The organism is Paraburkholderia sp. JHI869 (assembly GCF_038900775.1).
In the GTDB taxonomy this organism is placed as follows: Bacteria; Pseudomonadota; Gammaproteobacteria; order Burkholderiales; family Burkholderiaceae; genus Paraburkholderia.
The window spans coordinates 75,804-100,297 of record NZ_JAYMSC010000012.1; the positions used below are offsets into that span (position 1 = coordinate 75,804).

Here is a 24,494-nt window from a genome sequence, read left to right on the forward strand (position 1 = left end):
CAAGTGAAATAGAAATGAACACGTTGCCAATTCCCAAGAACGAGGCACCCGATAACGATGAACTGGACCTGATCGGGGTTCTCGATGTGCTCGTCGAATATCGCTGGACCATCGTCAAGATCTTTTTGTCGTGCGTGCTGCTCGCGACCGCGTTCGCGTTTCTCTTTCCGCCGCGCTATCAGGCCGACATTTCCGTGCAGGTGGAAGACGGCACCGGTATGGCCGCTGCGCAAAGCCTGCTGGGCAATGTCTCATCGCTCTTCGACTACAACTCGCCCACCTCTGCCGAGCAGCAGATCATGGCCTCGCGTCTCGTCGTGACCAGCGTGGTCGACGAACTGCACAGCTACATCATCGTGCGTCCGTCGCGCTTTCCGCTGATTGGCGACTTCATCTCACGCTTCAACGACACTATCGGTACCGCGGGCATTCTGGGCGTCGGCGGCTGGGCGTGGGGCACGGAAAGCGCGGATATCGCGCGCTTCGACGTACCGCGTCGCGTGCTCGACGACAGCTTCTCGCTCACCGCACTGCCAGGCGGGCGCTACCGGCTCTCCGGTTGGGATCTCGATACACCGGTGACGGGGCGCGTGGGCGAACTCGAAGCGTTCTCGACGTCGTATGGTCCGATCACACTGCTCGTGAAGTCGATCAACGCGGATCCCGGCGTCAAGTTCAAGGTCGTGCGCAAATCCCGGCTCGAGACGATCAACACGATGCAGGACGCGCTCGACATCGAAGAAAAGATCAAGTCGTCGGGTGTGCTGATCGCGACGCTCAAAGGCACCGATCCGGTCTTCGTGCGTGACCAGCTCAAGGCGGTGGGGCACTACTACGTCAAGCAGAACCTCGACCGCAAATCCGCCGAAGCTGCGCAATCGCTCGAGTTCCTGAACACGCAGGTTCCGATTCTCAAGCAACGGCTTGAGACCGCTGAGGCCCGCTACACGCGGCTGCGCGAAAAGGAAGGCTCGATCGATCTGAGCGAGGAAGCGAAAGTCGTGCTTCAGCAAATGGCCGATGCCACGACGCGCATGCTTGAGCTCAAGCAGAAGCGCGACCAGCTCGCATCGCGCTTTACCGATACCTATCCGGATGTGGTCGCGCTGGACGCTCAAATCGCCACGCTCAAGGCGCAGCAGAGCGCGTTCGATGCGCAGGTCAAGCGCATGCCGAATACGCAGCAGGACGCGATGCGACTGATGCTTGACGTAAAGATCAATACCGATCTTTACACAGCGCTCCTGAATAATGTGCAGCAGCTTGAACTGATCAAGGCGGGCAAGACGGGTACCGTGCGCGTGGTGGACTCGCCGGTGGTGCCGGAAGACGTGGCATTTCCGAATCGTCCTGTCACCATCGCAGTGGGCGCATTGCTCGGGTTGCTGCTCGGCATCGGCTTCGCATTCGTGCACAACTTCCTCTTCGCCGGTGTGGCGGAAGCCGCGGAAATCGAGGCGCAAACGGGATTGAGCGTGTACGCCACGATTCCCGAATCGAAGCTTCAGCCGCAGATCGGTCACGATCACGCGCCCGGACTCGTGGTCCGCAAGCTGCTTGCCGATGCGCATCCCGACGAGCCGGCTGTGGAAAGCCTGCGCAGCCTGCGCACCGCACTCGAATTCGCGATGCTCAATGCGCGCAACAACATCGTGCTGATTTGCGGCCCGACGCCGGGCGTCGGCAAGTCTTTCGTTTCGGCGAACTTTGGCGTACTGCTCGCAAAAAGCGGCAAGCGCGTGCTCGTGATTGACGCGGACTTGCGCCGTGGCTATCTGCACCAGCATTTCGGCGTGAAGCGTGAGCGCGGGCTCAGCGATGTCGTCACCGGTGCGATTGCGCTCGACGAAGCCGTGCAGCGTGAACTGTTGCCGAACCTCGACTTCATCAGCACCGGTACGCTGCCGCCGAACGCTGCGGAACTTCTCGCGCATAGGCGTCTGCAAGAAGTGCTGGAAGCTTGCGCTGCGAAGTACGACTGCGTGATCGTCGACTCGCCGCCGGTGCTCGCTGTGACCGACGCGGCCATGATCGCGCCGTATTGCGGCACCGTCATGCTGGTCGCGCGCGCCGTGCGCACGCGTGGTGCGGAACTGGTCGAGTGCGTCAAGCGCTTCGCGCAGGTAGGCGTGCCGGTCGCCGGCGCGCTGCTCAACGGCATCGATCCGAATTCCGGCCGTCAGGCATATGGCCGCAAATACGGCGCGTATCGCTACGTCCAATACACCTATGGCACACCCGAGACCACGACGCTGCGTTCGCGCATGCGGCGCTGGATAGGGCGTCGCGCACGGAGAGCCTGATGAGCACGCATAGCGTCGATGTCACGGAAGAAGCGCGCCCCCAAGCCGCGCGCGCAGGGCGCCCCGAGGATATCCGGCCGCGCCGTGAAGCGCGGGCTACCGAAGCGGCCGTAGGGTACTTGCGCGTGGCACTCGTGGTCGAGGCGGCGGGCGGGGGCGTCGCGGTTCATATCGCCGATATGGTGCGGGGCCTGCGGGAGCGCGGCGGCATCGAGATTCATCTGATCGCGCCGCAAGGCGATCGTTTCGATGAGGTGCTGCTCGGCGATGCAGTGCTGGCGCAATGCGATTCCGTGCACCGCCTGCCGATGCGGCGCTCGGTGGGCAAGTCGGATACGGTGGCATTCGCGCAGCTGTTCCGATGCCTGAACCGGTTGCAGCCCGACATCGTACACAGCCACAGCTCGAAGGCGGGCGCACTCGCGCGCTTGTGCTTCGGGCCGTGGAAACAGGTCTATACGCCGCACGCTGTCTATACGCTCAATCCGTATCTACCGGCCGGCCAGCGTCGCTTTTACGGTCTGATCGAAAGCATGCTCGGTCGCATGCGCAGCGATCGCATCATTGCGGTGTCGCTCGACGAAGCGAAGCATTTGAGCGAGACGCTGCGCATTCCCGGCGCGCGTGTCGAGACCATTTTCAACGGCGTGCCGAAATCGGATGCACTGCCCGCGCGCGACGCACGCGAGGCGCTGGGCCTGCCGCACGACCCGGTGGTCGTGGGCTTCGTCGGGCGGCTCGATTTCCAGAAGGGTGTGGACCGGCTCGCGCGGATTGCGCGCGCACTCGAGGAACGGCGCGTCGACAATGTCATTTTTGCAGTAATCGGTCCGGGTGACTTCGTGCAGGCGGCTGCACTCGATGGCCAGCCGGTGCCGTCGAACGTGCGTGTGCTGGGCCGCGTGTCTCACGCGCGCCGCTACTTTTCTGCCTTCGATCTTTTCGCACTGCCGAGTCGTTACGAAGGCTTTCCCTACGTTTTGCTCGAAGCGATGGCCGCTCAAATTCCCGTCGTGACCACGCGTGTTTCGGGTGCAGGTGAGCTCGTGGACGCCGAGCAGATCGGCTTCGTCGTGTCCAACGAAGACGACGTTACGCTGTTCGTCGAGGCGCTGGCCACGCTCGCCGCCGATCCGGCGATGCGTGCGCGCATGCGCCAGAACTGCCAGCGTGCAGTCGAGCGTTTCTCCATTTCCGCGATGGTCGACAAGACTGTCGCTCTCTATCAGCGCGTGCTCAAGGAAACTGTCTGATGGCCGCAACTACCCGCGTCGCGCTTATTCACGCATATAGCTCGCGCAATTCAGGTGACGGGCTGCTGGTTGATCTTTCGGTGGGCTTGCTCAAGCAGGCGTTCGGCGATGACACGCACGTTTCGATCGTGGCGGCCGATCCCGCGTCGTTCCCTCAATATGATGACGTGCACGCGGCGCCCGTGCTCGCCGACGGCGGCCTTACGCGCCTCGCCGGCGCGGCAAGCCTGTTCTTGCCGATGCGCCTGAACGCACGCGCCAGCGAATTGCTGCGTTTGCTCGATTCGGCGCACGTGATCGCGGGCGTTGGCGGCGGTTATCTGCGCGCACGAAATTGCGCCGAAGCGCTAAAGCTCGAAGCCGGCCACCTACTGCAAATGCGCGCTGCGCGCCTCGTGGGCAAGCCCACGGTTTATCTGCCGCAAAGCATCGGGCCTTCCATGCCCGCGCAGCCGCTGCTTGCGCATATGTCGGGCCTGCTAGGGCAGTTCAGATCGGTGTTCGTGCGCGACGACCGTTCGGTTCAATTTCTCTCCGGCAATGCGAATACGCAGCGCGCGCCCGATCTCGCGGTGCTCGACTTCGAGCGTCGCAGCGCACAGATCATGGCGCGCGCCGAATGTGCGCAGCCCGAGGTGAAGCGCGTGGCTTTCGTGCTGCGCCGCGCGCCGAGCTGGAGTGACACACAGCGCACGCGCTACGAAACGGCCACGCGCAAGCTGATCTCGCTGGTTGGCGCGCAGTGCGAAGTCGTCTACGCGGTGCAGAGCACGGGGCGCGGCAACGACGATCTCGCCTATTACCGCAGTATCGGTATCGACGGGCCGCTGGTTTCGCTGAAGGATCTGCTCGCGAATGACCCGCCGGACGTGGTCGTCTCGGTCCGTCTGCATGGCGCGCTCGAATCCATCCTGCACGGCGTGCCCGCCTATCACCTGAGTTACGAGCGCAAGGGATTCGGCGCCTATGCGGATCTTGGCGTGGAGGATTGGGTGCAGAATGCAGCCGATTTTGATGCCGACCACGTCGCGCAAACTCTGCTCGAATTGCGCGCGATCCCCGAATTCTGGGCGCGCGCGAAAGGCGGCTTGGAGCGAATCCGTGCCGGGCGGGAACGCGTAGTCGCGGGCCTGCGCGCGGCGCGCAACGCCTGACCCGAGCCGGTCATGTCCTTGCTTTTCCGCTTCAGCCTTCGCATCGTGGCGCTCGCGCTCAAGTTCGTGCTGACGATCGCGATTGCGCGTGCACTCGGTTTCGCGGCGGTCGCCGACTACGGGCTTGCGCTCGCGGTATCGGTGGTGGCCTCCAAACTGCTGGGGCTCGGTTTCAGCGCCGAAATTAACCGCCGATTGAGTTTGCCGGATCCGCGCGGTCCGATCCACGACACGCGGCGCGTCCTGCTGCTTTATGGGGCGGCCTATGTGTTGATTGTCGCACTGGTGATATCGGCACATGTGATGTCGGCATTCGCGGCCCTCGACCGGATTCGGCCAGGCGTGTTGTGGGGCGTGATGCTTGTCGCGTTCTCGGAACACGCGGGTCTCGAAACCAACTCTTGGGTGTTTTCGCTGCATCGCGCGCGCGCAGGCGCCATCTTTCTGTTCGTGCGCACTGGTGCGTGGGCGGGCGTCGCGGTGCTCGGGCTGATGCTGGGCGCGGTGCATGCGATCGAGACTGTGTTCTTCTTGTGGTGGGCCACCAACGCACTCGTCGTGCTCGCCGCTTGCCTGTTTATTGCGCACACAGGCAAGGCGCTGGACCGCGCGGCTGTCCCCGAGGCGCGCAAAACGCAGGGCACGCATGTCGCGCAGCGCGATGGCGTGCGCTCCGTATGGATCGACGGTTTGCCGTTCTTCTTTGCGACCGTCGTACTCTCGGGGCTCCAGTATGCGGAGCGCTTTGTCGCTAGCGGCATGGTGACGGCGAACGAGTTGGGGCGTTATGTCTTTGCATGGTCGATTGCCAATACGATCCAGACCATCGCGTATGCGACGATCGTCGTGACGGCAGGGCCGCGCCTCGTCCGTGCGCTGGAAGTCTCGCCGCACGCGTTCGGCGCGACGCTGCGCCGTTCGGTGCTCGCGAGTCTGGGTATTTCCGCGGTGTGCGCGGCAGGCGTGCTGATTGCCAGCAAGTTTATTTTCAGCCTCTCGCATCAGCCGGGTGGAACGCATGAATATGCGTTGCTCGCCATTCTGCTCGTGTCGTTTTTGTTGCGCGCGATGGCGGATGTCTTGTGGAGCAGTGCGATCGCGCTGCGACTGGGCCGTCGCGTGTCGGTTGCGATTTGTGGGGTGGCTGCCTTTTGCGTACCGGCCGGCTGGATGCTCATCGCCCACGAAGGCACGCTGGGTGCCGCCATCGCACATCTGTGCGCGAGCGTGGGTATTGTTTCGATTCTCGTCTGGCTTGTTGGGCGTTCACATGGTAGTGCGGTGAGCCAATTTACGAAGGGAGAAGCGCTACATGCTTCGTAGTGTATTGCTCGCGGGACCGAAGCTGAGCAAAGGCGTTTTGCGCTTCATTTCAGCGATCGCCATTCTCATGTATGCGACGCTGTATCTGAAAGCGAGCACGTTTCTGCCCGAATTCGTCTTTCGTGATTCAGACAAGATCCAATCGCAGATCGGCGGCTCCAGCACGTACCAGGACACGTCGTTCGATGCGGTTTCGAAGTTCTATTCGTCACTGGGCGACATCGGGACGACGGTGTTCGTGGTGGGCGTGGGCGCGCTTTTCATCGGCATGATGATCGGCTATTCAAAACGTCTTGGATCGTTGCTCGTCAACACCGTCCTGCTGGCGCCGTGCGTCTTCTTTAATCTGTTCGTCGCGAGCAAGGACACGCTGGTCGTGCTCATCTCGGTGTTACTGGTGATGATCGCGCGACGCTATAGTCTGTGGTACGTGATGGCGGCTTCGGTCGCACTGTATGTCGGGTATGCTGCGACGGTACGCATTTATTTCGTGCTGATTCTTGCGATCGGCGCGGGCGCATGGGTGTTTCGCAAAGTGGGACTGCGCGGTAAACTGTTGCTGCTGGTCGCGGTATTCACGGTTCTGTTCGCGCTGCCCGACATCGCCTATTACGCTCTCTTGCATCCGCGCGACATGGCGGTCGATTACCTCGTTACCGGCTCGCCTTATGGTGCGCGTACGGGTTTTTACAACCCCCTGCCGCCGCAGTCTTTTTGGGCGTTCTGTGCGGATTACCTTTACGCGGTTGCAAAATTGCATGTGCCTTTTCTGTTTTCGCCTGGACCGAAAGAACTGGTCATGACGGCGTTGATGGGCATCGTGCTCGGCGCGATATTCTACAAGCCTGCGCAGGCTGATCCGCGCATCGCCTCGGTGAATTGGCTGGCGTGCCTGCTTATCGGCCATATGGCGGTGTCGATGCTGTTCGAGCCCGATCTCGGCAGCTACACTCGCCATTTGACAAGCGCGGCGCTATATGCGGCGTGGCGGCTGAGTTTGCTGGTGCCGGCAACGCGTCGCATGGCTTTACTGCAAACGCACGTGCCGCGTTCATCTGCCGTCTTGCCGGCATAGAAGGCACACTCGTGAAATCGCGCATGACAGTGCGGATCGCTCGGCTTACGAGGGCGCGTTCACGTCGTATTCAATCCACCGCTGCCTGCCTCGCAGGCGCACAGTACCCGGCGAGCGAGTTCCGCATGAAATCGAATTCACGGAAGATCAAACAGCGATGGGCCGCGATGGCGGCTGCGTGCATGATGTCGACGGCGTCGATTCACGAGGCGCAGGCAGTCGAACACGGGGCGCAGACCTTCAAGCACTGGGTCGATGGACAGAATCGCGCGGTGCACGTAGGCGCACAAGTCAAGATCGAGCGGTTCACGCCGGAGATGGCCCAGCAGATTAGCGCTACGGGGCTGGAGTTCGTGCGCTTCGGCGTATGGACGAACGCCATGCGCACGCCGGCCTATCGGCGGCAGGTCGAACAGGCGTTCGACGCGGCACGCGATGCGAACTTGCCGGTGATCGTCACGGTGCGGGATACCGCGCCACTGACGAAAGGCGACACGACCGATTCCGCGGCACAGGACGAGCAGTTGCGTGCAGCGGCCGGGCGCCTGAGCGCCACGATCGTCGAACTGAGTCGAAACTACGGCTCGGGAATCCTGGCCGTCGAACTCTGGAACGAGCCGGAATTTCAGAAATACTGGCCAACCGGTCATATCGACAAAACCTTTCCTGTCTATATGCGAGCCGTTTGTGCGGGGCTTCAGGAAATTCGTGGCACCACGCCGGTCATCGGCTTTGCATTCGCGACCATGCCGCTTTCGGGGTCGATGCCAGAGCATTTGTTGCGTGACGCCGGCGTGCCGTCGAACGGCTGCATCGATGCCGTGTCATGGCACGCCTATGGCAAGAGCGCTGTGGAGATCGCGCAGGTGTCCGAATACGTGCGTGCGAATTTCGGCTTGCCGGCGATCATCACGGAGTGGGGAGTCTCGTCCGGGCGGCTCGCGACGGAAAATGGGCAGGCCGCTGCCATCGCAGCGTTCCTGCGTGAACGAAATAGCATGCGCACGCCGTTGATCTCGATTTACGAATGGCAGAACACGACCAATGCGCAGAATTCCAAGGAGCGAAATTTCGGGCTGCTGGACGCCGCTGGCGCTCAAAAGCCGGCGCTCGGCGCTTTGCGGTCGGCACTGAAAGGCAAATGAAATCGTGGCGAATTGATGATGAAGTCAACTTAACCGCGCGGCCCTTTCCTAAAGCCGCCGATGGCCGCCATGATCTTGCACGCCGCGGCGGCCACCAGCATGGCGCAGACGAGCAATTCTCCCGCAACGAAGGCGGAGGCGGTCTTGATGAACTGATGAAGGCGCACAAGGGTAACTGTCATGCGAGCGGCGGTCGAGCACGTGGTATTCGTTAGTCTCGCATATTCTAGCCCGGAGCTATGTGTTGCGTCGCGCGTGGCCGGCGATCGGCACCAAGCGTTTGTCCTGAGAAAAGTATTGTCGTTCTATTTTTTTCGGATTGTCATTTCACAGGGCGCTATTCAATGCTGGTCGAGTAATTCTGCGAGTCCACCCCTTCGACTTCTTCATTTCACATGGGAGAAATATCTTTCGAATTTTGCCAGACAACTCCCTGCATTTCTTGTGAAGCATGCGAATCAGCCGTTACTGAATGCGTAGCTTCTGTTGCTTCCTACAGAATAGTAAGTATTCCATAGTTTATCAATGACGCAGCAAGTAATGGTTCTTTAGAGTTCGAATCGAGACGTCTAACAAAATCCGTCAAAAGCCGAACGTTTTCGGCCAATCGCCCCCATAGCGCTAAACCAAAGCTATGCTGTCGTCAGATATCAGCACATTCATCTTGGAGTTCGTATGCTTAATGTCACGAAGGCCGTTTTCCCGGTTGCTGGTCTCGGTACGCGTTTCCTCCCCGCGACAAAAGCGAGCCCGAAGGAAATGCTGCCTGTAGTGGACAAACCGTTGATCCAGTACGCGGTCGAAGAAGCCATTGCCGCTGGCATAACGGAGATGATTTTCGTGACCGGGCGTAGCAAGCGGGCGATCGAAGATCATTTCGATAAGTCTTACGAGATCGAGGCGGAACTCGAGGCACGTGGAAAAATGCAGTTGCTCGAACTGGTTCGTGGAATCAAGCCCAGTCATGTTGACTGCTTTTACGTGAGGCAACCGGAAGCGCTCGGACTCGGGCATGCGGTTCTATGCGCCGAGAAGCTCGTGGGTGACAACCCATTCGCGGTGATTCTCGCCGATGACCTGCTGCATGGTGAGCCGCCGGTGATCTCCCAGATGGTCGATCTTTTCGACCACTACCACAGCTCGGTTCTCGGGGTAGAGGAAATTCCGCGTGAGGATACGCGTTCGTATGGGATTGTCGATGGACGAGCTTGGGAGGAAAACATCATCAAGTTGTCTGGAATAGTCGAAAAGCCTGCCCCCGACGTTGCACCGTCCAATCTGGGCGTGGTTGGCCGCTACATCCTCAAGCCGCGTATCTTTCAGCACCTGCGCGCTCTGAAGCCGGGCGCGGGCGGCGAGCTTCAACTCACGGATGCAATCGAGTCGTTGCTCAGCGATGAACAGGTTCTAGCCTACAAGTACCGCGGGAAACGATACGATTGCGGTAGCAAGATCGGCTATCTGAAGGCAACCGTTGAATTTGCACTTCAGCACCGCGAGGTCGGACCGGAGTTCACGCAGTACCTGAATGAACAATTTCGCGGATTTGACCAGCACGAACCCACAGCATTCTCGCAAACGGCAGCCACGGACGCTGTTTGAGGCTCTTGCGCGGAGTTGCATCAAGTCATCTGACCAGTGTTCTTGAAAGTCCCTGTACATGTCTACCCGGGATGGTACCCCGCCCTCCTGGTTTCGCCTGTCATGTTTTAGGACATGGCAGGCTTTTTTTCCTCGCGTGACTCGATATTCAAACTGTATTCGTATGGCGTATTGTAGATGAGTAGAAGTCTGCGTGCGCGAACAGGCAACGTTGTGGTGATCGGGCATAGACAATCGTTGAAGGAGGTCATCCGTGTCAACATATAAAGACCTGAGGGCTCAATTGATCGCGCTGGAAGAGCAGGCGTTGGAAGTTCGTCGGGCCGAATTGGATCAAATTCTCGCGGAGATTCGCGAGAAAGTAAGAGAGTACGGAATCACAGCGCGCGATATCTTCGGTGGCCGGTGCACGTCGGGAAACAACAAACCGAAGAGTTCGTTGCCGCCAAAGTATCTCGATCCCACGACAGGAGCCACCTGGTCCGGAAGAGGACGAGCGCCGGCCTGGATAGCAAACACCAAGAATCGCGATCGTTTTTTGATAAAGCGCTGAGCGCCTCGCACGGACAGCGCGTAGGGACGGAGCGCCACCAGGATTTGCTGCCGGCCAGAGCGTTCTCCAGCGGCCATGCGGCTGCATTCGCGCGCCCGGCCGGTAGCGCGAATGCATGCCTTGCATCGTTAGACGAACCCTCGCGGATTCTTTTCCTGCCAGCGCCAGTGATCGACGCACATGCGCTCAATGCCGTATTGCGCTTTCCAGCCGATGAGCGACTGCGCCGTGGCCGGATTGGCATAGCACTCGGCGATGTCACCGGGGCGGCGCTCGACGATTTTATAAGGGATCGTACGTCCAGAAGCTTGCTCGAACGCCTTCACGACTTCCAGCACGCTGTAGCCACGTCCCGTGCCGAGATTAACGGTGAAGCCTTCGTCACGCACGACGAGCGCATCGAGTGCCTTCAGGTGCCCGTTCGCTAGATCGACCACGTGAATGTAGTCGCGTACGCCCGTGCCGTCCGGCGTCATGTAATCGCCGCCGAACACGCTAAGCTGCGCCAGCTTGCCGACTGCCACCTGCGACACGAAAGGCATCAAGTTGTTTGGAATACCGGTGGGGTCTTCGCCAATCAGGCCACTGTCGTGTGCCCCCACCGGATTGAAATAGCGCAATACCGCAATGCGCCACGACGGATCAGCGATCGCGACGTCGCGCAGGATCTGCTCGGCGATCAGTTTGGATTGCCCGTATGGGCTGGTCGCGGTGAGCGGGAAGGTCTCATCGATGGGCGAGCGTTCCGGCGAGCCGTACACAGTCGCCGACGAACTGAACACGAACTGCTTGCAGTCGTTTCGGCGCATTACGTCCAGCACGACTAGCAGTCCATCGAGGTTATTTCGGTAGTATTCGATCGGTTTGGCCACCGATTCGCCGACGGCCTTGAGCGCCGCGAAGTGGATCACGCCAGTGATCTCATGCGCCTCGAAGATGCGCTCGAGCGCCAGCGCGTCGCGCACATCGGCTTCGTAGAAGGAAAGGGGCCGGCGAGTAATTTCCTGGACGCGGGCGAGCGATTCCCTGCGGCTATTTACGAGACTGTCTACGGCAACGACGTCGATTCCCGCATTGAGGAGCGCCACGCAGGTATGCGAGCCGATGTAGCCCGCGCTACCGGTGACAAGGATCGTTCCTTTGGTGTTAGTCGTTGCCATAGTTTCTGCAGGAGTCCTCTAAAGATTTCGTCAGAGATTCAAACGGGGGCGAAAGTCAGCGCCGCCGGATGCGTCAGCTCGCCGCGCAGCGGCGGCAGGCGCGCGCGGGTAGATAGAATTTCCAACCTATCACACGTCACAAGGTGATCGAGTCAATTGGGCGGAAAGTGAAACGTTTTGTCGAATCTGATCGAACCGGGTTTTCCGAAGACGCGCAGCTTGATGTCGGGGTCGCTGCCCGAAATATTACAAAGCCTTTGTCTGATTGAGGCGATGCCGTTTTCGGTGCGATCGTGAACGGAAAAAAACCGCCAGGCCTTGCCAGCCTGGCGGTGCGAGTCCGGGTACGATCGAGTTCGGGGGGAACCAACCCGGTGGACCACATTCAGCTCAGGGCCGCCCGAGCCGAACGCCAAGGCGAATTTAACAGAGAACTCTGGGGTGTAGATCTCAATGGCGTTCATACACCATATTTTGGCAGCCTGATCCGGATCTTACTAGCCTGTGTGAGAAAGCACCGTGCGCAGGATGAATATTCATCCATGGATTCTTTGAAAAGCAGTTACCTTGGTCGTTATCGCACCGGTGAGCTACTCTGGCGATTCGGCAGTGCCCGTGGCAGTTTATACACAAGTTACCCGATTCGCTTTTTGCGTGGCAGGTAGCAGGTAAGCAGCGTACATTGCCTCAAACAAGGAGCGAATTCATCCGTGGTTGTGCCAGGAGCGCAAGCTCACTTAACTGGTGGTGACCAGTGCCTATATAAAGACCGTATCGTCGGCATGCGGCAAAATTCACATGTCCGGAAACCAAAGGAGTGGTAAAAGTATGAATCCGTGGCACGAGGCCGCCAAAATCTGGAAAACGACCGCCATTTGAATGCAAACCGCGAGCCTGTCAGGAGGCTCGCGCGGCCATTGAGCCACAGGTGACATGCCGGACAGTTCAATGAAGACCGATCCCGCATTGGCACTGCCTGGCAGCCTTCTTGGGTAAGTCTATGGACATTATAATCGAGCGAAAATTCGATTCTTGGTTTTTTGGGCGCCGAGGCTCGCAAGACTGACTCCTTGGCAGCACCGCAGCAAGCGGAATTTGACAGGATCGTGAAGTGGTCCAAGCAACGCTCGGGGAGCGTTTCTCCTAGCATTAAGCGGACAAAATCGTTCACTATTCCGCAGAAGATCGAATATCACGGGGCAGTGTGGTACTTTGAACGCGCTCTCGCTGACGGGTTTTCGGCGTCCGGTTACCGCCCGTCAGATCCCCGTGTCCGCACCGCCGTTTACGACGGTGCGTTTTTTTTCGGCTGCGTGCAATTTCCCAGCGCCCCAGTAGTGGAAAGCAAGACCGACGACCGCGACAACGTGAAGAGCGAGCATCTTGGGAATGTGATCGATCACGCTCGACGGAAGATTGATGCACTTGACCCAACGACCGGGTAGAGCCTTTTTGGCGGCGAGCGTTGGAAGAGATGGTCAAACAGTGGAATGAATGGTAGGAGCGGGCCAGTACATTTCGAAGAGAGAATATCTCACGTGCTCGAAACAATTGCGAAGGCTGAAGCTGAAATTCAAAGGTCGCGCGAGCGAATCAGTTGAGAAACCACTCGGAAGTGAGACAACAAAGAACGCCGCTGGATGGAAGATCGTGAATATCCATCCGCTCGACCAACATTGCAGCACTCGAGAAGACGAGTGAGATTTCTAGACGTGCATTCGATCTCTAGGGCCCACGCTAGCCACCATCGACAAAGTTGCTCACATTTCGGCAGATGACTGGACCGGTGGCGTGTACATTTGGACATCCGACGGGACCGCGGGTCTACTGTGGAGGGCGAGCCACTCCGCGTTCAACCGTCGACGCGTTTGTCTGCGGACAATCGCGTCGTCCATGGACTTTGATATGCTCGCTTTTTTTGGAATCAGAAACGCGTGTGATATGCAATGTGGACCGTCTGTCCTCGAGCGTCGCGGCTATAGGAGATCGCCCAGTTTCCCAGCAGCGCACCCGTCAGCGCGCCAGCCACATCTGCGGTGAGATCCTTGTAGGAGAAGCCACTACTACGGCAGGTTCCATCGATCATCTCTTTCAGAAACCCCGGCGCCACGCCGATCAACGTGCCATAGAGCACCGGGTGTTCGGTGTCGCGCATGAGGTACGCGCCAAGTGCGCCGAACGGTGAAGAAACCGCGAAGTGTTTGAGTTTGTCCTCCCCGAACCAGCTATCCGATGTCTGAAAACGGAAGCCGCCCCGACTGCTGTTGCAGTCCACCCCGGCCTGTACGGCCGTGCTCGTTGCCACTACCAGGGCAAGCATGATGCCCTGTCGCCAGTAGGCTGACATATTAAGTCCCCCAAAGATGTTCACTACGTGTTGTCGTTGGACGTATCGGGCCGGTACCCGGAAGCGGCGTCACCAACGCTTCATGTCGTTGTACGGGTGCGTTGTGCGGACCACTGTGCGATTGCACGCAGTGCAGTTTGGATGGCTGAAAACGACCATATGTGGCTGAAAAGGGTGGGGGCGGAGCTCTTCCCTCAATACTCGTGCGGCGCGTCAGAAGGATCGGTGCCTGTCAATTGAAACTGTGGCTCACGGTGCCGGGGCAATACGGAAGTCGTATCGGACGGCGTGGACCTTGGGGATGGCTGACATTCTCATGTGTCAGTTGATGGCTTGCTCCCCTTGAACCGGTATGAGTGCGCGGTGCAGATCGTTCAGCGGCAGCGATATCCTCTATTCCGGCTCCGAACCCGTAACATCGTTGCGTGCAGTTGTAAATTGATACAGCGATGGACTGAACCCTTCGGGCCGGACAGGGTTCGAGGCGAGAAGTGATACGCTTGCGGGGCCTTTTCAAAGAGCGGCTTGATGCCAGCAAGAGGACCCTGCCGTCGGCATAGTCCGCGGTTCAAGATGCAGTTGCGCAGCGATATTCGTAGTGGCCGTATTGGCCGACGACAGCATGTCCGCGAACCCGATCCACAGGTGGCTGGAGCACTACGACTTCGGCAAGCTTGATGTAAAAGAAGCTGCGGCAAACTCAATTGCAGAATACGATACGAAGATCGCAGCACTCGAGCGCAAGGTCGGACAACCGGCCTTGGGAATCGACGTTTTAAAATAGGTGCTGATGCATCAACGCGGCGGCGGCAGCGAGAAGTTTTCTCCCGTGAGCGGCACGTTCCCTGTTCCGTCACTCGGGGGTAAGGTGATCGATTTGCCTCGCATCACCTTCTATTATCGGCCGTCGTCAGCCAGGTCTCATGAACTCGACGACACGCGACTGGTCGAGTTGCTCAGCGCGAGACCCTGCTGTTCTCTGCCACGTTCACCGATGATATTCGCGCCATGGCGGCGACTATTTAGCGCGGCCCGGTCAATATCAGCGTCAGCCCGCCCAATGCCACGGCCAGCAAGATTAAGCAGTGGGTGGTGCCGGTGGATAAAAAGCAAGCCTGACCTTTTCATGCACCTTGTGGCTGAGAACAACTGGGAGCACGCGCTGGTGTTCGTCAAAGCCCGCGAGGGCATGGATTACCTGGCGGTCATGCATCGATGATGCCGGCTATGCGGTCGACCACCATCCACGGCGACAAACCGCAAGCCGCGCGCCTGCGTGTGCTGGAGCGCTTCAAGACGGGCGAAGTCGATATGCTGGTCACCACCGACGTGGTTGGGCGCAGGCTGGATATCGACGACCTGCCGCTGGTGATCAACGTTGATCTGCCGGATGTGGCGCAAGACTATGTGCACCGTATTGGCCGTACCGGCCGCGCGGGTGCAAGCGACGTGGCGGTGTCCGTCGTGTGTGCCGATGAAGCGCCGCGACTAGCCGCGATTGAAGCGCTGATCCCGCAGACGCTGCCCCGTGAAGAAGAGCCGGGTTTTGAAGCCGAACACCGTGTGCCGCAAACCACCGCGACGGGCCAGATCGTCAAAAAACCCGAAAAGCCCAGGAAGCCCAAAGTGCTGCAATCTGCGCCGAGCGCCATGCAGGTGCTCAGCAAAAAGCCACGACCGCAAAGTGGCAATAAAAAACGCAAGCCTGCGGCGCAGTGCACTGTGGCCGCATGATCTCCGGAAGTAACGCTGACACACGGTTCACCGCCTACGGTCCGGCCTGCTGGCGCCGATATTCCTCTTGTTTCATTTGCACATACTGCTGCCGGTCGATTTCGTGCAGTTGTTGTGAATATTGCTCGCTCGCGCTGAACCAGTTATTCAGGCGTTGCTCCAACCGCTCGTCGGGCAGGCTCGGTGGCTCGCCGAGAAAGGTATCGATGGCGAGGTAATAACGCATGGTATTGCGTTCCACGAGGCCGCGCACGCCATCGACGTATTTCGGCTGTGCCGCGGACGGATCGGTAATGGTCGTAAATCCGATTTTGCCGTGACCAAAAGTTGCCAGATAGCCTTTCATGGCAAGACGCCCGATTGTGCCGTAGCTGTATGCATAAGTCAGGTGCAGGAACGTGCGATTACTACTGAGCGACGCGGCTTCCAGAGTGATCTGATAATCCCGAGTGTTCAGCGGTCCGCTATCGGAGCGGAGTTTTAGCCGGAAGTATCCCGGGCTGGTGATCGCCGGCTCGTAGTCGAATTGCACGCGATAAGTGGCCGCGAGCTCTTCAGCGGCTTCCTGTTGGCTGATGTTGACGGCCAGCGTGTCGCCGCTGCTGCTGGCAGAGGCTCGACAGTACTTGACATTAGGATGCAGGATCAACACATCGCACCAGTACTTCAGGCTGTGCGACGGGTCATTGAGCACCTCACTTACGGTCGCGAATGGGTAGTCCATCACAGCGTAGATTTCGCCTGTGACTGTGGATGGGGATTCATGGGAATCGAGATACAGCCTTCGATGAAACGCGTTATGGTCGAGTTGTGGTCTCAGGTTCTCGTATGTGGCGCGTAAGCTGGTGGCATTGTCAACTGGTTGAGCAGACAACTCCGTGCACTGCGAATGGCTTGCCGCAAGAATGCTCAGCGAGCACGCCATTGCGCGTCGCAGGTCGCCGGCTTGACTCCTCTGAGACCGGTGAATTTTCACTTCAGGAAGACGGGGCATAGGGGATTGGGAGACTTGATGGCTGACGGCTTCCGCCCATGAACGTTATGCCAGCTCTGCTGGGGTGAGCGTAAGCATCCCGCCCGGCGGGCGCTTGATAAGTGTGTATTCACAATCATCAAGCGTGTTGCCGCGGTTCGCCGCAATTCGCAGGCTCGGCGCTTGCGCCATAATACAAGATCGCGTTTTTTGTTGCTGGTGGGACATATTCGCGCTTTGCTCAATGTATTCGCGGCCAGCGGCACTGAATGCCGCTCACGCGACCCACGCGTCAAAGTAGGAGATCGAGCAGCGCGACGGCGCACTCAAGCAGCTTTTCCAGGAACGGGCGGCGGCGCCACTCGTCAAGCGTTATGCGTTGCGCTCAGCGACGTCGCTGTTGAAGATCGCTGTCTGCTCGCGCGCGAAGTCGCGGTCATAGATGTTGAGATTGGCCTCGTCGTTGAGACTGAACGAGCGGCCTGTCGAAGTTGATCAAGCCGGCTGACATCAGAAACTCGTCGACGACAAGCAGCTTGCAGTGGAACATCGTCGACTGATGCTTTTACCTCTCAACGCCCGCCGCGAGCAGGCCACCCCAGCGCGCGATGCGTCGCGCACCGCGTGTGTGTCGATGCGGTTGCCGGGCGTGATGATGTCGCGCCAGTGCTTCTCGTCCTGCGCGTGCCAGGCCCACCACTCGTTGGCGATACCCACGCCGCTCATAAAGCCAATGCGTTCGTCGACCACGAGCAGTTTGCGGTGCGTGCGCTCGATCATGCGGCCAAGAACCGTCCCGATGTGGCGCTGGCCGTGGATGCCAATCGCGCGGTCAGCGAGGCGCTGGTACGGTAGATTGAATCGCTGGAGAAGCGACTTCATGAACGCGTGAGTTTGCTTCCCGAGTACCATCTGCTCAAGACCGTGTCGGGCACTGGCGACCGTCATGTTTTGCCGTAGCGATGTTTTCACTAAATGGTGCATTGGACAAGTGGGACTTGTTGCTCCAAATTTGCTATATCGCGGGTACGGTTGATTCTGTCGGATTTGACGCAGCTTTAGTCCGCTTTGCCTGCATTTTCGGATATATATTCAAACAATTTCGCGAGTAGTAGGGATCTCACTAAATCGCAAAAGAGATACGGGGAAGCAATGAAGGCTATTGGATGGCTTATGTTGGCGGCAGCGGCGGCCGTAATCATGGTGATCACCGCTTGCGGAGTTAAGGTCGAATCACCGGACGGTGCCCAGCAGTTACCGGAATCTGTCATACATGCAGACGATGTCGTGACTATGAGTAAGTCGTCTTTCGGCTGCGAGTTTGAATCCAATTTCTCGGAGGCGCTCGACCACTACCTACACAAGGAATTCTCAGCTTGGGCGCAGATCACAGGAGAATCGCCATGGTGCTTTAACGGGGCATCACTGGCAAAGAACCAGACGTGGACGGTTCTCCAAGTGAGGAACAACGTCATGCAGATTGCTCAGACCACTTTGCACCAATACGAGGCAGATCCGAGCCGCTATGATCACTCGTACTGGACTGCTGTCCATTGGGCAACAAAAGTCAACGGCTAGCAGTTCACTTTTGCCAACTGAAACAGACCACGATCGAGTGGCCGCGAACCTTAGGGAGACCACAAATTGAGGAAGATCCTAACAACCATGCTGTTCGCCTCGCTGGTCGCGCCGGCCATCGAGCTTGCCCGAGATGGTCACTACACGGGCGGCCACGGCTCGTCGCATAAAGGTGGTCACTACAAGAATGGTAGGACCGGCGATCACTATGAGCGCCGCGGCTAAGTACCTTCTTGTGATTGGTGCGTTCCTGGTCGGTGCCGTTGCGACCACGGTCGTCTCTCACGCGCTGCTCGATCAAGCCTCCGGCGACCTCCAGGAGAATCGCAACACGAGACCGCCGTGCCAAAGCAGCATCGACCCGGTGCCGCGCCGCGCCTCATCGATGACTCGCCCGACCGAAGATTGCTTGCGGGCGGGGCCGACGCCACATCCACGCCCCCTCGCCGACGATTGGCGATTTCACGCGTGAGGCTCCGCATGTGGCTTGTCGGCCGGCAGCAGCTGCGTTCATAACCGTCTCTCTTCTTCGCACGCTCGTCTTGGATCAGAAGGCGAGCTCCGGTTTCGTTAAGGTCTATTCGATGCCAGCCGTCGGCCGCAGGAATGTGCATGCCTCCGCGCGTGTCGGCAGGCGTGGAATAGAGGGAAGGTCACAGGCTGATGCAGACCAATTCCTCTTTCCATCTAGGTTGAAAGGAGAAGTAGTTCATCTATTTATCGGCGATACCCACAGGACTCGTTCCATCGCCGGATATCTAGGCTCGGACAACGACATCGACAGTCGCCACCGACTTCGTTGCTGCAATGTTCCCGTCATATCTCAGCCATCCGGAACTCTCCTTAGCAACGTACATGGCGCGTCCATGGCGGCGGCATCGACAGTCACCTGCCGAGGAAAGCGCCACGAATTTCTGTCACTTGCCTCCTCGCCAGATTTCAGCACGCTATGAGCTCCCTATGTCGCAAGACGTGCTGGAGGTAGTGGGTTCGACGACCGCGACAATGACGTGCGCCCGTGCGAGGCATCGTGCCCGTGCCCGCGTGGGTCTGGATATTGGTGATCCGAATTTTCGCCATTTGAGGTATCATGAGTCGTCAAATGGAGGATGCGATGAGCCGCGCGGTTAAGGACCGGGAAGTGGGCGGCGAGACATCCAGGCGCCGGCCAGGAATGATTGATCCGCTGAGGGGCAAGCCGGATCACCGGGAAAACGTCGCAGTGGGCAAACATCAGTCGACCAGGACTACCCGTGCTCACGGGATGGCCCAGGCTATGGGGGCTCGATCATCGGGCGCGACGGAAAGCGAGAAGCTGCGGATCTTTCTCAGCCACACAGTTGGAGGTGGCGATCTCGATCCGGCGGCTTTCATCAGCGCTTTTCGGGTAGATCCGGCAGAGCGGATTTCAATCATCAAGTCTGGTGTAAAACCGGAAGCGTTCGGGGTTATCGCGCGGCATATGGACTGCACCCGCGAGCAGCTCGGCAAGACGCTCGGGTTGTCGGTGACGACCATCGACAGGAAGCAGAAAGCGGGCGAAAACCTGTCGCCTGAGCAGAGCGAGCGGGTCGTAGCGATGGCCAAGCTCATTGGGCAGGTGCAGGCGATGGTAGAGGAGTCGGGCGACCCTGAAGGGTTCGATGCTGCGCACTGGCTGGGGCGCTGGCTCGATGAACCGTTGCCGGCGCTGGGCGGCCAGCGACCCGCTGATTTCATGGATACCGCAGAGGGACGGGAGCTTGTATCGCGGCTTCTCGCCATGGCGCAAAGCGGAGCGTACGCTTGAAGGGCGGGGCGACACTCTGGCGCATCGGAACTGATACACCGGGCTATACGGCCAATGACATGTCAGGCGCGGGGGCGAAGATCACGGGTGGTCGATGGAACCGTCCCGGAACACCGATGCTCTATACGGCCGGCACGATCGCACTGGCCTGCCTTGAGACACTGGTGCATCTGAAGGTTGGCGACCTTCCGTTGAACCGCTATCTGGTGTCGATCGAGGTGCCACCGGCCGTCTGGCGGAAAACGGAATCGCTGGTGAGCCCGGCGAAAGACGTTGGCTGGGACGCACTGCCCGCGGGCATGGTGAGTCTTGATCTTGGGGAGCAGTGGGTCCGGTCGAAGTCCAGTGTCCTGGCCGTCGTGCCTTCGGTGATTGTTCCGCGTGAACTCAATGTGCTGGTGAACCCGGAGCACCCGGATATCACGAAACTGAAGGTCACCAGGCACGAAAAGTGGGTCTACGACCATCGACTCATGAAGCGGGCCTGAAGTCGTTGCGGGGCGATGCATTGCCCCAGGCGAAAGCCGATCCAGGCGCCGATGAAGCGTCCGGTGCGATCGTCGCTGGCAGGAAAGCCTTGCGCGTGGCTCGAGCCAGAAATAGGTTTCCAGCGCCGCGATCGTGATCACGCATCCGATCGTACTGTTCTGGCGTACGAGACAGAACTCCACGCCGAGGCGATTGGCGAGCACCTGCGGTTCAAGTTCGGCGGTTTCCATAGGCGGCAAGGACAACGCGTTGGATCAGGTCAGAATGATTTTTGCGCAAGTTCTGTATTTCGGGTAACCGGCAGTAGATCTGCAAGTGCTCGCGTCGTATCTGTCATGGCGGTGTCGATCCAATCGCGCGGTCGCACAAACGGATCAGGTCACCCACAGAATGCGGCACTGGTCGGGCACGCGGCCGCGACGACTGCATTGATGTCAGCTCAGGCAAGTCACCAGCAACGCACGGTAGCCGAATTCAAGCCCGGAACTCGCGGGCGCTGAGCGCCGTGGGCCCGATTCCATCCTCTTCGGCGGCGCCAAGTCTTCATCAACTTTGCGAGGATTGCAGATAGCGCGAGCAGCTCGACGCAACCTTCGTCCCCGGTGATGGCCATGTCACGGCGGGCGTTTGCGCGAGATCGATGTTGCCTTCATGCATCAGGGCGGAAGCGGAACGGATCGCGTCTGCCTGCAGGACAGTTGTGTTGCCGTGTCTGGCAATGGATACGGCACAAGCCACACTAGCCAGGGTGAGCTTATTCAGGATGTCGAATAGGTGGCCGTAGTCCAGTGAGCGCATGACAGGCCGGAACAAATCGCAAGGCTCGCTTCCTGCGGCGGCGCGATGACTGGCAAGGCTCAAAACGGCGAATCGGGGCGGGCGGCGGGTAGTACGATGTGGCGCACACTTGCCGGACGGGAGGTTGAAACAGCGGGCTCCGTTTCTGGAGCCGCCGAAGGCCTGCTATCAGAAATGCAGCAGGCCTGATAGCGCACCTTACGCTGCCGCGTCCTTGAGCTTCTTCAGCGCGCGCGTCTTGATCCGGACTGTGGCAGGCTTCGCGTCAAACCAGCGCTCTTCGCCCGTGAACGGGTCTTTGCCGAAACGACGCTTCTTCGCCGCCACCTGCTGAACGTTGATCTTTAGAATACCCGACAGCGTGAACTCACCCGCCCCCTTCTTGTGGACGGCGCCAAGGATCGTGTCTTCGAGCGCTGCAAGCACGGCCTTCGCTGCCTTCGGCTCGACGTTCGCTGCTGCTGCGACGTGTGTCGCGAGCGACGCTTTGGTGAATTTATCCTTGACCGGTGCGCCCGCGACCACCTTTTTCACCGTACCATTTGCTGCCTTCGCTGCGCTACCCTTGGTCGCCGGAGCAGCAGCCTTCTCTGCTGCGGGTTTTTCCGCAGCCTTCGATGCAGTCTTTGCCATAGTCGTCGATGACTCACTTTCGAGTTGGGAGGCGCTTGCCACTTCATTTTTTGTGCGGCAAGTACGCGCATTCTATGATGCTTCGCGATTCGTGTGTCAAGAAAACATCTTAAAAAGCGTACTCAAATGTCACTTCTTCGGGATTCCTGTTTCCATGTGTGCACATTTCCGTCATGACTGTGGGATCCGTGGTTCCATGCGTGCCCGACCTGCCGGACATTTCGTCTGGCTTTCGAGCGTCGAAATGAGGCGAAAGGTGAGCTTTTTCAGGATTCCCAGGTAGACAGAAGAGGAGCGCCAGCCTCCGGGCGAACTGCGGTGTTTTCACGCGGACCCGACCGCAGCAGCGTCCCGGCGAACATCCAGACGTTGAGCGGATCGCAAAACTGGGTCAATGGCGGCGTCACCCCGATACCGGACAGTAGTTGGGGGGGATCGAAAATTTCCCATCTACCCCGTCTCGTCGAAACGCACGAGCACTTCTGCAAGGTCCCGCCCGACGTCTTGCCCGCGATGGACGCTGCGCAGTTCGTGCTACGCACACGCCTCGTCCTTGCGCGCGTACGCGCAGGCGAGGATGATCGCGCGCTCTTCGTTTACCTGCGGGAGATAGCAGGACTTGTCGGCTTCATCACCGAGGCCGGATACGGCAGACTGAACGTCGCGCCGGTTCGCGGTTCGTTGTCCATTGCAATCATAAAAACCAAGGCGCCAGATCGATGTCCGGCCGCGGGACGTCGAGCATCGTGGGGTTCAGTCATCCGCCGACCGCGCGCGTTGGTTTTCCCCTCATGCCAGACCGTTGATGCCTGATCACAGGCACGCATGAAGACTTCGAGGCGGACTGCTCCGATCATGCAGTCATATTCGTTGACGACGCTGGTTATCCTGTCGATCAGTATGGTGTTTCCGGAGGCGGGGCCAGCCGGGTGCGGAGGAGTGCGTGACACCCGATGTATTTTACGCCGCCTGCTTCCGTGTTCTCTGCCCCCGGCTGATCGAGTACGCTCAGTCCACGTACTCCAGTTGGTAAGCTGGTGGCCTTGACAAAATATAGTCAAACTAAATGAGTGGCGTCAGGCTGTGCCTGGGGATGTGAGCCAGGCGCAGGGTTTCCCGGGCGCCATGTCGCGATAGTGGCGGGCTCGCGGGAAGCGACAGTCCGTGCGATCGCATCGGCGGGAGAGGCTACGCGGTTGGCAATGCGTGAGAACTGGAAGGGCGACCGCCACCCGGAAAAAACAACTGCTGAAAAAGCGTTAGTATGGAGCCGATCGAAAAAAGCGCCAGCGCGAGTGCGCTGGCGAGGGGGCCGATCCGATCGTTCCGCAGCGACCGGACCGTAGAGCAGAGTATGCGGGCTGGGCGCTGCTTACAAAGGTGCGATCAGGAATCGTTTCTCCCAGCTTTTCAACGTTTAGGGCGATGCCCGGAGCAGTGGATGGGGCACATGCGCAGCGCGCGCGACGCCGAACTGCTATCGTGTATTTAGCCCATGTTTTCCGGTAACACCAACAAGCCAGTGGGAAGCGGTGCCAAAATGAAGAAGCCAAACGGGGAACATCTTCGCGTCGGACACACCGTGTCGAACCTGATTGATCAGGAAATCGCACATATCCGGCACGCGATATCGATATCACTGAGCGGACGGCTGACTGGTCCAGCGTTTCCTGCCAGCTACTGGCGCAAGCGTTTGCATAGCCTGTTTGATAGCGGCCGTGTCAACATCAGTCAACTGGGCGAAATCGATAGCCTGCTGTTAATGCTCGATCTGGCGGAACTGAACCACGCCACGACCGCCTGCTCGTTGGAAGCCAAGGAAGATGACGGTGAGATGGACGGCGCCTGAGCGCCGCACGGAAACGGGTCAGCGGTACAGCTGCGCTTCGCGGACTTGTCGTGGCCAATGACTCTACAAGCTTGCCGCAACTCCAATGGCACTCCCTGCACGAAAGGAATCCATCGCACTCGCAGAAGCATTTTCTCGACCATCACGTAGATCGCCAGAGCGGCAATCCAGGCACATTCATGACGCCAGATACGAAGAGGCGCGTCATTAGCCCACATCTTCCGTCTGACGGATGCGACGAGTGTGCTTTCCCGAGAGAACGAAGGACCATGCGGGCCGCCACGCTATTCCCGAACGGTCACCCCTCTGTTTATCGATTTCGGCGAGTCGGGCGTGCGGATACGGTTCCCACGCAGGCAGCATTTCCCTGATTTCCGACGTAGTGCGTCCAGTCGGACCAACAGAGCATGCGCCTCGTCCACCAGGGTTGCAGGCAACCCCGGGGCACCTCGCACACCGTTGATCCGCGCGCGCCAGTAGTCCGGCGACATCACTGGCACTGGGTTCGCCGAATCGTCCTCCAAAAGCAGATGCTCAAGCTGAAAAATCATGGCGCGGATGTGAGCGAGTTCCTGCGCCACCTGGTCGTTTGGATGCATATGCCTCCACTTCGATGGACGATGCGCGCCCCGCGTGGAACGCGCATGACCGATGGCTGCAGGCGACCGGTCAAGGTACCTCCGGCCTGCGGAATAGCTCCGGAATCGACTGCAAGCATAGCCATGGTGATACGCGT

Annotated in this window: 22 protein-coding genes and 3 pseudogenes; 16 read left to right on the forward strand and 9 right to left on the reverse strand. The window is 59.2% G+C overall.

Annotation, left to right across the window (positions count from 1 at the left end; genetic code table 11):
• Positions 1 to 14: 14 nt before the first annotated feature.
• The 6 genes from VSR72_RS20985 to VSR72_RS21010 all read left to right on the forward strand — a co-directional run bounded on the left by VSR72_RS20985 (position 15) and on the right by VSR72_RS21010 (position 8,253).
• Positions 15 to 2,303: a polysaccharide biosynthesis tyrosine autokinase gene (locus VSR72_RS20985; RefSeq protein ID WP_342954258.1), complete on the forward strand. Its 2,289-nt coding sequence runs from the start codon at positions 15 to 17 to the stop codon at positions 2,301 to 2,303.
• Positions 2,303 to 3,556, forward strand: coding sequence for a glycosyltransferase (locus VSR72_RS20990; protein WP_342954259.1), 1,254 nt, complete (start codon positions 2,303 to 2,305; stop codon positions 3,554 to 3,556). Before VSR72_RS20985 ends, VSR72_RS20990 begins: the two co-directional genes overlap by 1 nt.
• Positions 3,556 to 4,710 carry a polysaccharide pyruvyl transferase family protein gene (locus VSR72_RS20995; protein ID WP_342954260.1) on the forward strand — a complete coding sequence of 385 codons (1,155 nt, stop codon included), beginning with the start codon at positions 3,556 to 3,558 and terminating at the stop codon, positions 4,708 to 4,710. Before VSR72_RS20990 ends, VSR72_RS20995 begins: the two co-directional genes overlap by 1 nt.
• Positions 4,711 to 4,722: 12 nt before the next feature.
• On the forward strand, positions 4,723 to 6,033 hold the full coding sequence (locus tag VSR72_RS21000) for a polysaccharide biosynthesis protein (RefSeq protein ID WP_342954261.1): 1,311 nt from the start codon (positions 4,723 to 4,725) through the stop codon (positions 6,031 to 6,033).
• A 67-nt stretch (positions 6,034 to 6,100) separates the two neighbouring features.
• Complete coding sequence (locus tag VSR72_RS21005) at positions 6,101 to 7,108, forward strand: hypothetical protein (protein ID WP_342954262.1); 1,008 nt, start codon at positions 6,101 to 6,103, stop codon at positions 7,106 to 7,108.
• A 317-nt stretch (positions 7,109 to 7,425) separates the two neighbouring features.
• Positions 7,426 to 8,253 carry a cellulase family glycosylhydrolase gene (locus VSR72_RS21010; protein ID WP_342954426.1) on the forward strand — a complete coding sequence of 276 codons (828 nt, stop codon included), beginning with the start codon at positions 7,426 to 7,428 and terminating at the stop codon, positions 8,251 to 8,253.
• A 29-nt stretch (positions 8,254 to 8,282) separates the two neighbouring features.
• Here the strand turns inward: VSR72_RS21010 and VSR72_RS21015 are convergent, their stop codons facing one another.
• On the reverse strand, positions 8,283 to 8,435 hold the full coding sequence (locus tag VSR72_RS21015) for a hypothetical protein (RefSeq protein ID WP_342954263.1): 153 nt from the start codon (positions 8,433 to 8,435) through the stop codon (positions 8,283 to 8,285).
• 493 nt (positions 8,436 to 8,928) lie between these two features.
• Here VSR72_RS21015 and galU point away from each other — a divergent pair, with 493 nt between their 5' ends.
• Positions 8,929 to 9,855, forward strand: coding sequence for a UTP--glucose-1-phosphate uridylyltransferase GalU (galU, locus tag VSR72_RS21020; RefSeq protein ID WP_342954264.1), 927 nt, complete (start codon positions 8,929 to 8,931; stop codon positions 9,853 to 9,855).
• Between the two features lie 253 nt (positions 9,856 to 10,108).
• Positions 10,109 to 10,408: an H-NS histone family protein gene (locus VSR72_RS21025; RefSeq protein WP_342954265.1), complete on the forward strand. Its 300-nt coding sequence runs from the start codon at positions 10,109 to 10,111 to the stop codon at positions 10,406 to 10,408.
• Positions 10,409 to 10,536: 128 nt separating this feature from the next.
• On the opposite strand, the gene galE is transcribed toward VSR72_RS21025, so the two are convergent.
• Positions 10,537 to 11,568, reverse strand: a complete 1,032-nt coding sequence (gene galE, locus VSR72_RS21030; RefSeq protein WP_342954266.1) for a UDP-glucose 4-epimerase GalE — start codon at positions 11,566 to 11,568, stop codon at positions 10,537 to 10,539.
• Between the two features lie 152 nt (positions 11,569 to 11,720).
• Complete coding sequence (locus VSR72_RS21035; protein WP_342954267.1) at positions 11,721 to 12,032, reverse strand: hypothetical protein; 312 nt, start codon at positions 12,030 to 12,032, stop codon at positions 11,721 to 11,723.
• A gap of 606 nt (positions 12,033 to 12,638) precedes the next feature.
• On the opposite strand from VSR72_RS21035, the gene VSR72_RS21040 reads away from it, so the two are divergent.
• A complete protein-coding gene (locus tag VSR72_RS21040; protein ID WP_342954268.1) occupies positions 12,639 to 13,013 on the forward strand; it encodes a hypothetical protein in 375 nt (124 codons plus the stop codon).
• Positions 13,014 to 13,492: 479 nt separating this feature from the next.
• Here the strand turns inward: VSR72_RS21040 and VSR72_RS21045 are convergent, their stop codons facing one another.
• Positions 13,493 to 13,915, reverse strand: a complete 423-nt coding sequence (locus tag VSR72_RS21045) for a hypothetical protein (RefSeq protein ID WP_342954269.1) — start codon at positions 13,913 to 13,915, stop codon at positions 13,493 to 13,495.
• Between the two features lie 622 nt (positions 13,916 to 14,537).
• Between VSR72_RS21045 and VSR72_RS21050 the strand changes: the two genes are divergently transcribed.
• Positions 14,538 to 14,699 carry a hypothetical protein gene (locus tag VSR72_RS21050; RefSeq protein ID WP_342954270.1) on the forward strand — a complete coding sequence of 54 codons (162 nt, stop codon included), beginning with the start codon at positions 14,538 to 14,540 and terminating at the stop codon, positions 14,697 to 14,699.
• Between the two features lie 170 nt (positions 14,700 to 14,869).
• Positions 14,870 to 15,649 (forward strand): annotated as a pseudogene (locus VSR72_RS21055) (helicase-related protein); the annotation flags it as partial.
• A 34-nt stretch (positions 15,650 to 15,683) separates the two neighbouring features.
• Here the strand turns inward: VSR72_RS21055 and VSR72_RS21060 are convergent.
• Both VSR72_RS21060 and VSR72_RS21065 read right to left on the reverse strand, forming a co-directional pair.
• A complete protein-coding gene (locus VSR72_RS21060; RefSeq protein WP_342954271.1) occupies positions 15,684 to 16,373 on the reverse strand; it encodes a hypothetical protein in 690 nt (229 codons plus the stop codon).
• Positions 16,374 to 16,914: 541 nt separating this feature from the next.
• Positions 16,915 to 17,417: pseudogene (locus VSR72_RS21065) on the reverse strand (phospholipase D-like domain-containing protein); the annotation flags it as partial.
• A gap of 357 nt (positions 17,418 to 17,774) precedes the next feature.
• Here VSR72_RS21065 and VSR72_RS21070 point away from each other — a divergent pair.
• From VSR72_RS21070 to VSR72_RS21085, 4 genes are all read left to right on the forward strand, one after another.
• Complete coding sequence (locus VSR72_RS21070; protein ID WP_342954272.1) at positions 17,775 to 18,200, forward strand: hypothetical protein; 426 nt, start codon at positions 17,775 to 17,777, stop codon at positions 18,198 to 18,200.
• 66 nt (positions 18,201 to 18,266) lie between these two features.
• Positions 18,267 to 18,425, forward strand: coding sequence for a hypothetical protein (locus VSR72_RS21075; RefSeq protein WP_342954273.1), 159 nt, complete (start codon positions 18,267 to 18,269; stop codon positions 18,423 to 18,425).
• A gap of 865 nt (positions 18,426 to 19,290) precedes the next feature.
• A complete protein-coding gene (locus tag VSR72_RS21080; RefSeq protein ID WP_342954274.1) occupies positions 19,291 to 19,989 on the forward strand; it encodes an antitoxin Xre-like helix-turn-helix domain-containing protein in 699 nt (232 codons plus the stop codon).
• Complete coding sequence (locus tag VSR72_RS21085) at positions 19,986 to 20,477, forward strand: RES family NAD+ phosphorylase (protein ID WP_342954275.1); 492 nt, start codon at positions 19,986 to 19,988, stop codon at positions 20,475 to 20,477. Before VSR72_RS21080 ends, VSR72_RS21085 begins: the two co-directional genes overlap by 4 nt.
• A 90-nt stretch (positions 20,478 to 20,567) precedes the next feature.
• On the opposite strand, the pseudogene VSR72_RS21090 reads toward VSR72_RS21085, so the two are convergent.
• Both VSR72_RS21090 and VSR72_RS21095 read right to left on the reverse strand, forming a co-directional pair.
• Positions 20,568 to 20,708 (reverse strand): annotated as a pseudogene (locus VSR72_RS21090) (DUF1488 domain-containing protein); the annotation flags it as partial.
• A 766-nt stretch (positions 20,709 to 21,474) separates the two neighbouring features.
• On the reverse strand, positions 21,475 to 21,909 hold the full coding sequence (locus VSR72_RS21095) for an HU family DNA-binding protein (RefSeq protein WP_342954427.1): 435 nt from the start codon (positions 21,907 to 21,909) through the stop codon (positions 21,475 to 21,477).
• Between the two features lie 1,495 nt (positions 21,910 to 23,404).
• Here VSR72_RS21095 and VSR72_RS21100 point away from each other — a divergent pair.
• A complete protein-coding gene (locus tag VSR72_RS21100; RefSeq protein ID WP_342954276.1) occupies positions 23,405 to 23,758 on the forward strand; it encodes a hypothetical protein in 354 nt (117 codons plus the stop codon).
• A 284-nt stretch (positions 23,759 to 24,042) separates the two neighbouring features.
• On the opposite strand, the gene VSR72_RS21105 is transcribed toward VSR72_RS21100, so the two are convergent.
• Entirely contained in the window at positions 24,043 to 24,357 is a 315-nt protein-coding gene (locus tag VSR72_RS21105; RefSeq protein WP_342954277.1) for a hypothetical protein, read from the reverse strand.
• Between the last annotated feature and the right edge of the window lie 137 nt (positions 24,358 to 24,494).

What these genes read in the sequence shown, in the direction of transcription:
- galE (WP_342954266.1), bottom strand. Translation starts at nt 11,568, where the DNA reads ATGGCAACGACTAACACCAAAGGAACGATCCTTGTCACCGGTAGCGCG.
- galU (WP_342954264.1), top strand. Translation starts at nt 8,929, where the DNA reads ATGCTTAATGTCACGAAGGCCGTTTTCCCGGTTGCTGGTCTCGGTACG.
- VSR72_RS21050 (WP_342954270.1), top strand. Translation starts at nt 14,538, where the DNA reads ATGTCCGCGAACCCGATCCACAGGTGGCTGGAGCACTACGACTTCGGC.
- VSR72_RS21095 (WP_342954427.1), bottom strand. Translation starts at nt 21,909, where the DNA reads ATGGCAAAGACTGCATCGAAGGCTGCGGAAAAACCCGCAGCAGAGAAG.
- VSR72_RS21070 (WP_342954272.1), top strand. Translation starts at nt 17,775, where the DNA reads ATGAAGGCTATTGGATGGCTTATGTTGGCGGCAGCGGCGGCCGTAATC.
- VSR72_RS20995 (WP_342954260.1), top strand. Translation starts at nt 3,556, where the DNA reads ATGGCCGCAACTACCCGCGTCGCGCTTATTCACGCATATAGCTCGCGC.
- VSR72_RS21080 (WP_342954274.1), top strand. Translation starts at nt 19,291, where the DNA reads ATGAGTCGTCAAATGGAGGATGCGATGAGCCGCGCGGTTAAGGACCGG.
- VSR72_RS21035 (WP_342954267.1), bottom strand. Translation starts at nt 12,032, where the DNA reads ATGAACGCCATTGAGATCTACACCCCAGAGTTCTCTGTTAAATTCGCC.
- VSR72_RS21060 (WP_342954271.1), bottom strand. Translation starts at nt 16,373, where the DNA reads ATGGACTACCCATTCGCGACCGTAAGTGAGGTGCTCAATGACCCGTCG.
- VSR72_RS21000 (WP_342954261.1), top strand. Translation starts at nt 4,723, where the DNA reads ATGTCCTTGCTTTTCCGCTTCAGCCTTCGCATCGTGGCGCTCGCGCTC.
- VSR72_RS20985 (WP_342954258.1), top strand. Translation starts at nt 15, where the DNA reads ATGAACACGTTGCCAATTCCCAAGAACGAGGCACCCGATAACGATGAA.
- VSR72_RS21005 (WP_342954262.1), top strand. Translation starts at nt 6,101, where the DNA reads ATGTATGCGACGCTGTATCTGAAAGCGAGCACGTTTCTGCCCGAATTC.
- VSR72_RS21015 (WP_342954263.1), bottom strand. Translation starts at nt 8,435, where the DNA reads ATGACAGTTACCCTTGTGCGCCTTCATCAGTTCATCAAGACCGCCTCC.
- VSR72_RS21105 (WP_342954277.1), bottom strand. Translation starts at nt 24,357, where the DNA reads ATGCATCCAAACGACCAGGTGGCGCAGGAACTCGCTCACATCCGCGCC.
- VSR72_RS21100 (WP_342954276.1), top strand. Translation starts at nt 23,405, where the DNA reads ATGTTTTCCGGTAACACCAACAAGCCAGTGGGAAGCGGTGCCAAAATG.
- VSR72_RS21010 (WP_342954426.1), top strand. Translation starts at nt 7,426, where the DNA reads ATGGCCCAGCAGATTAGCGCTACGGGGCTGGAGTTCGTGCGCTTCGGC.
- VSR72_RS20990 (WP_342954259.1), top strand. Translation starts at nt 2,303, where the DNA reads ATGAGCACGCATAGCGTCGATGTCACGGAAGAAGCGCGCCCCCAAGCC.
- VSR72_RS21045 (WP_342954269.1), bottom strand. Translation starts at nt 13,915, where the DNA reads ATGTCAGCCTACTGGCGACAGGGCATCATGCTTGCCCTGGTAGTGGCA.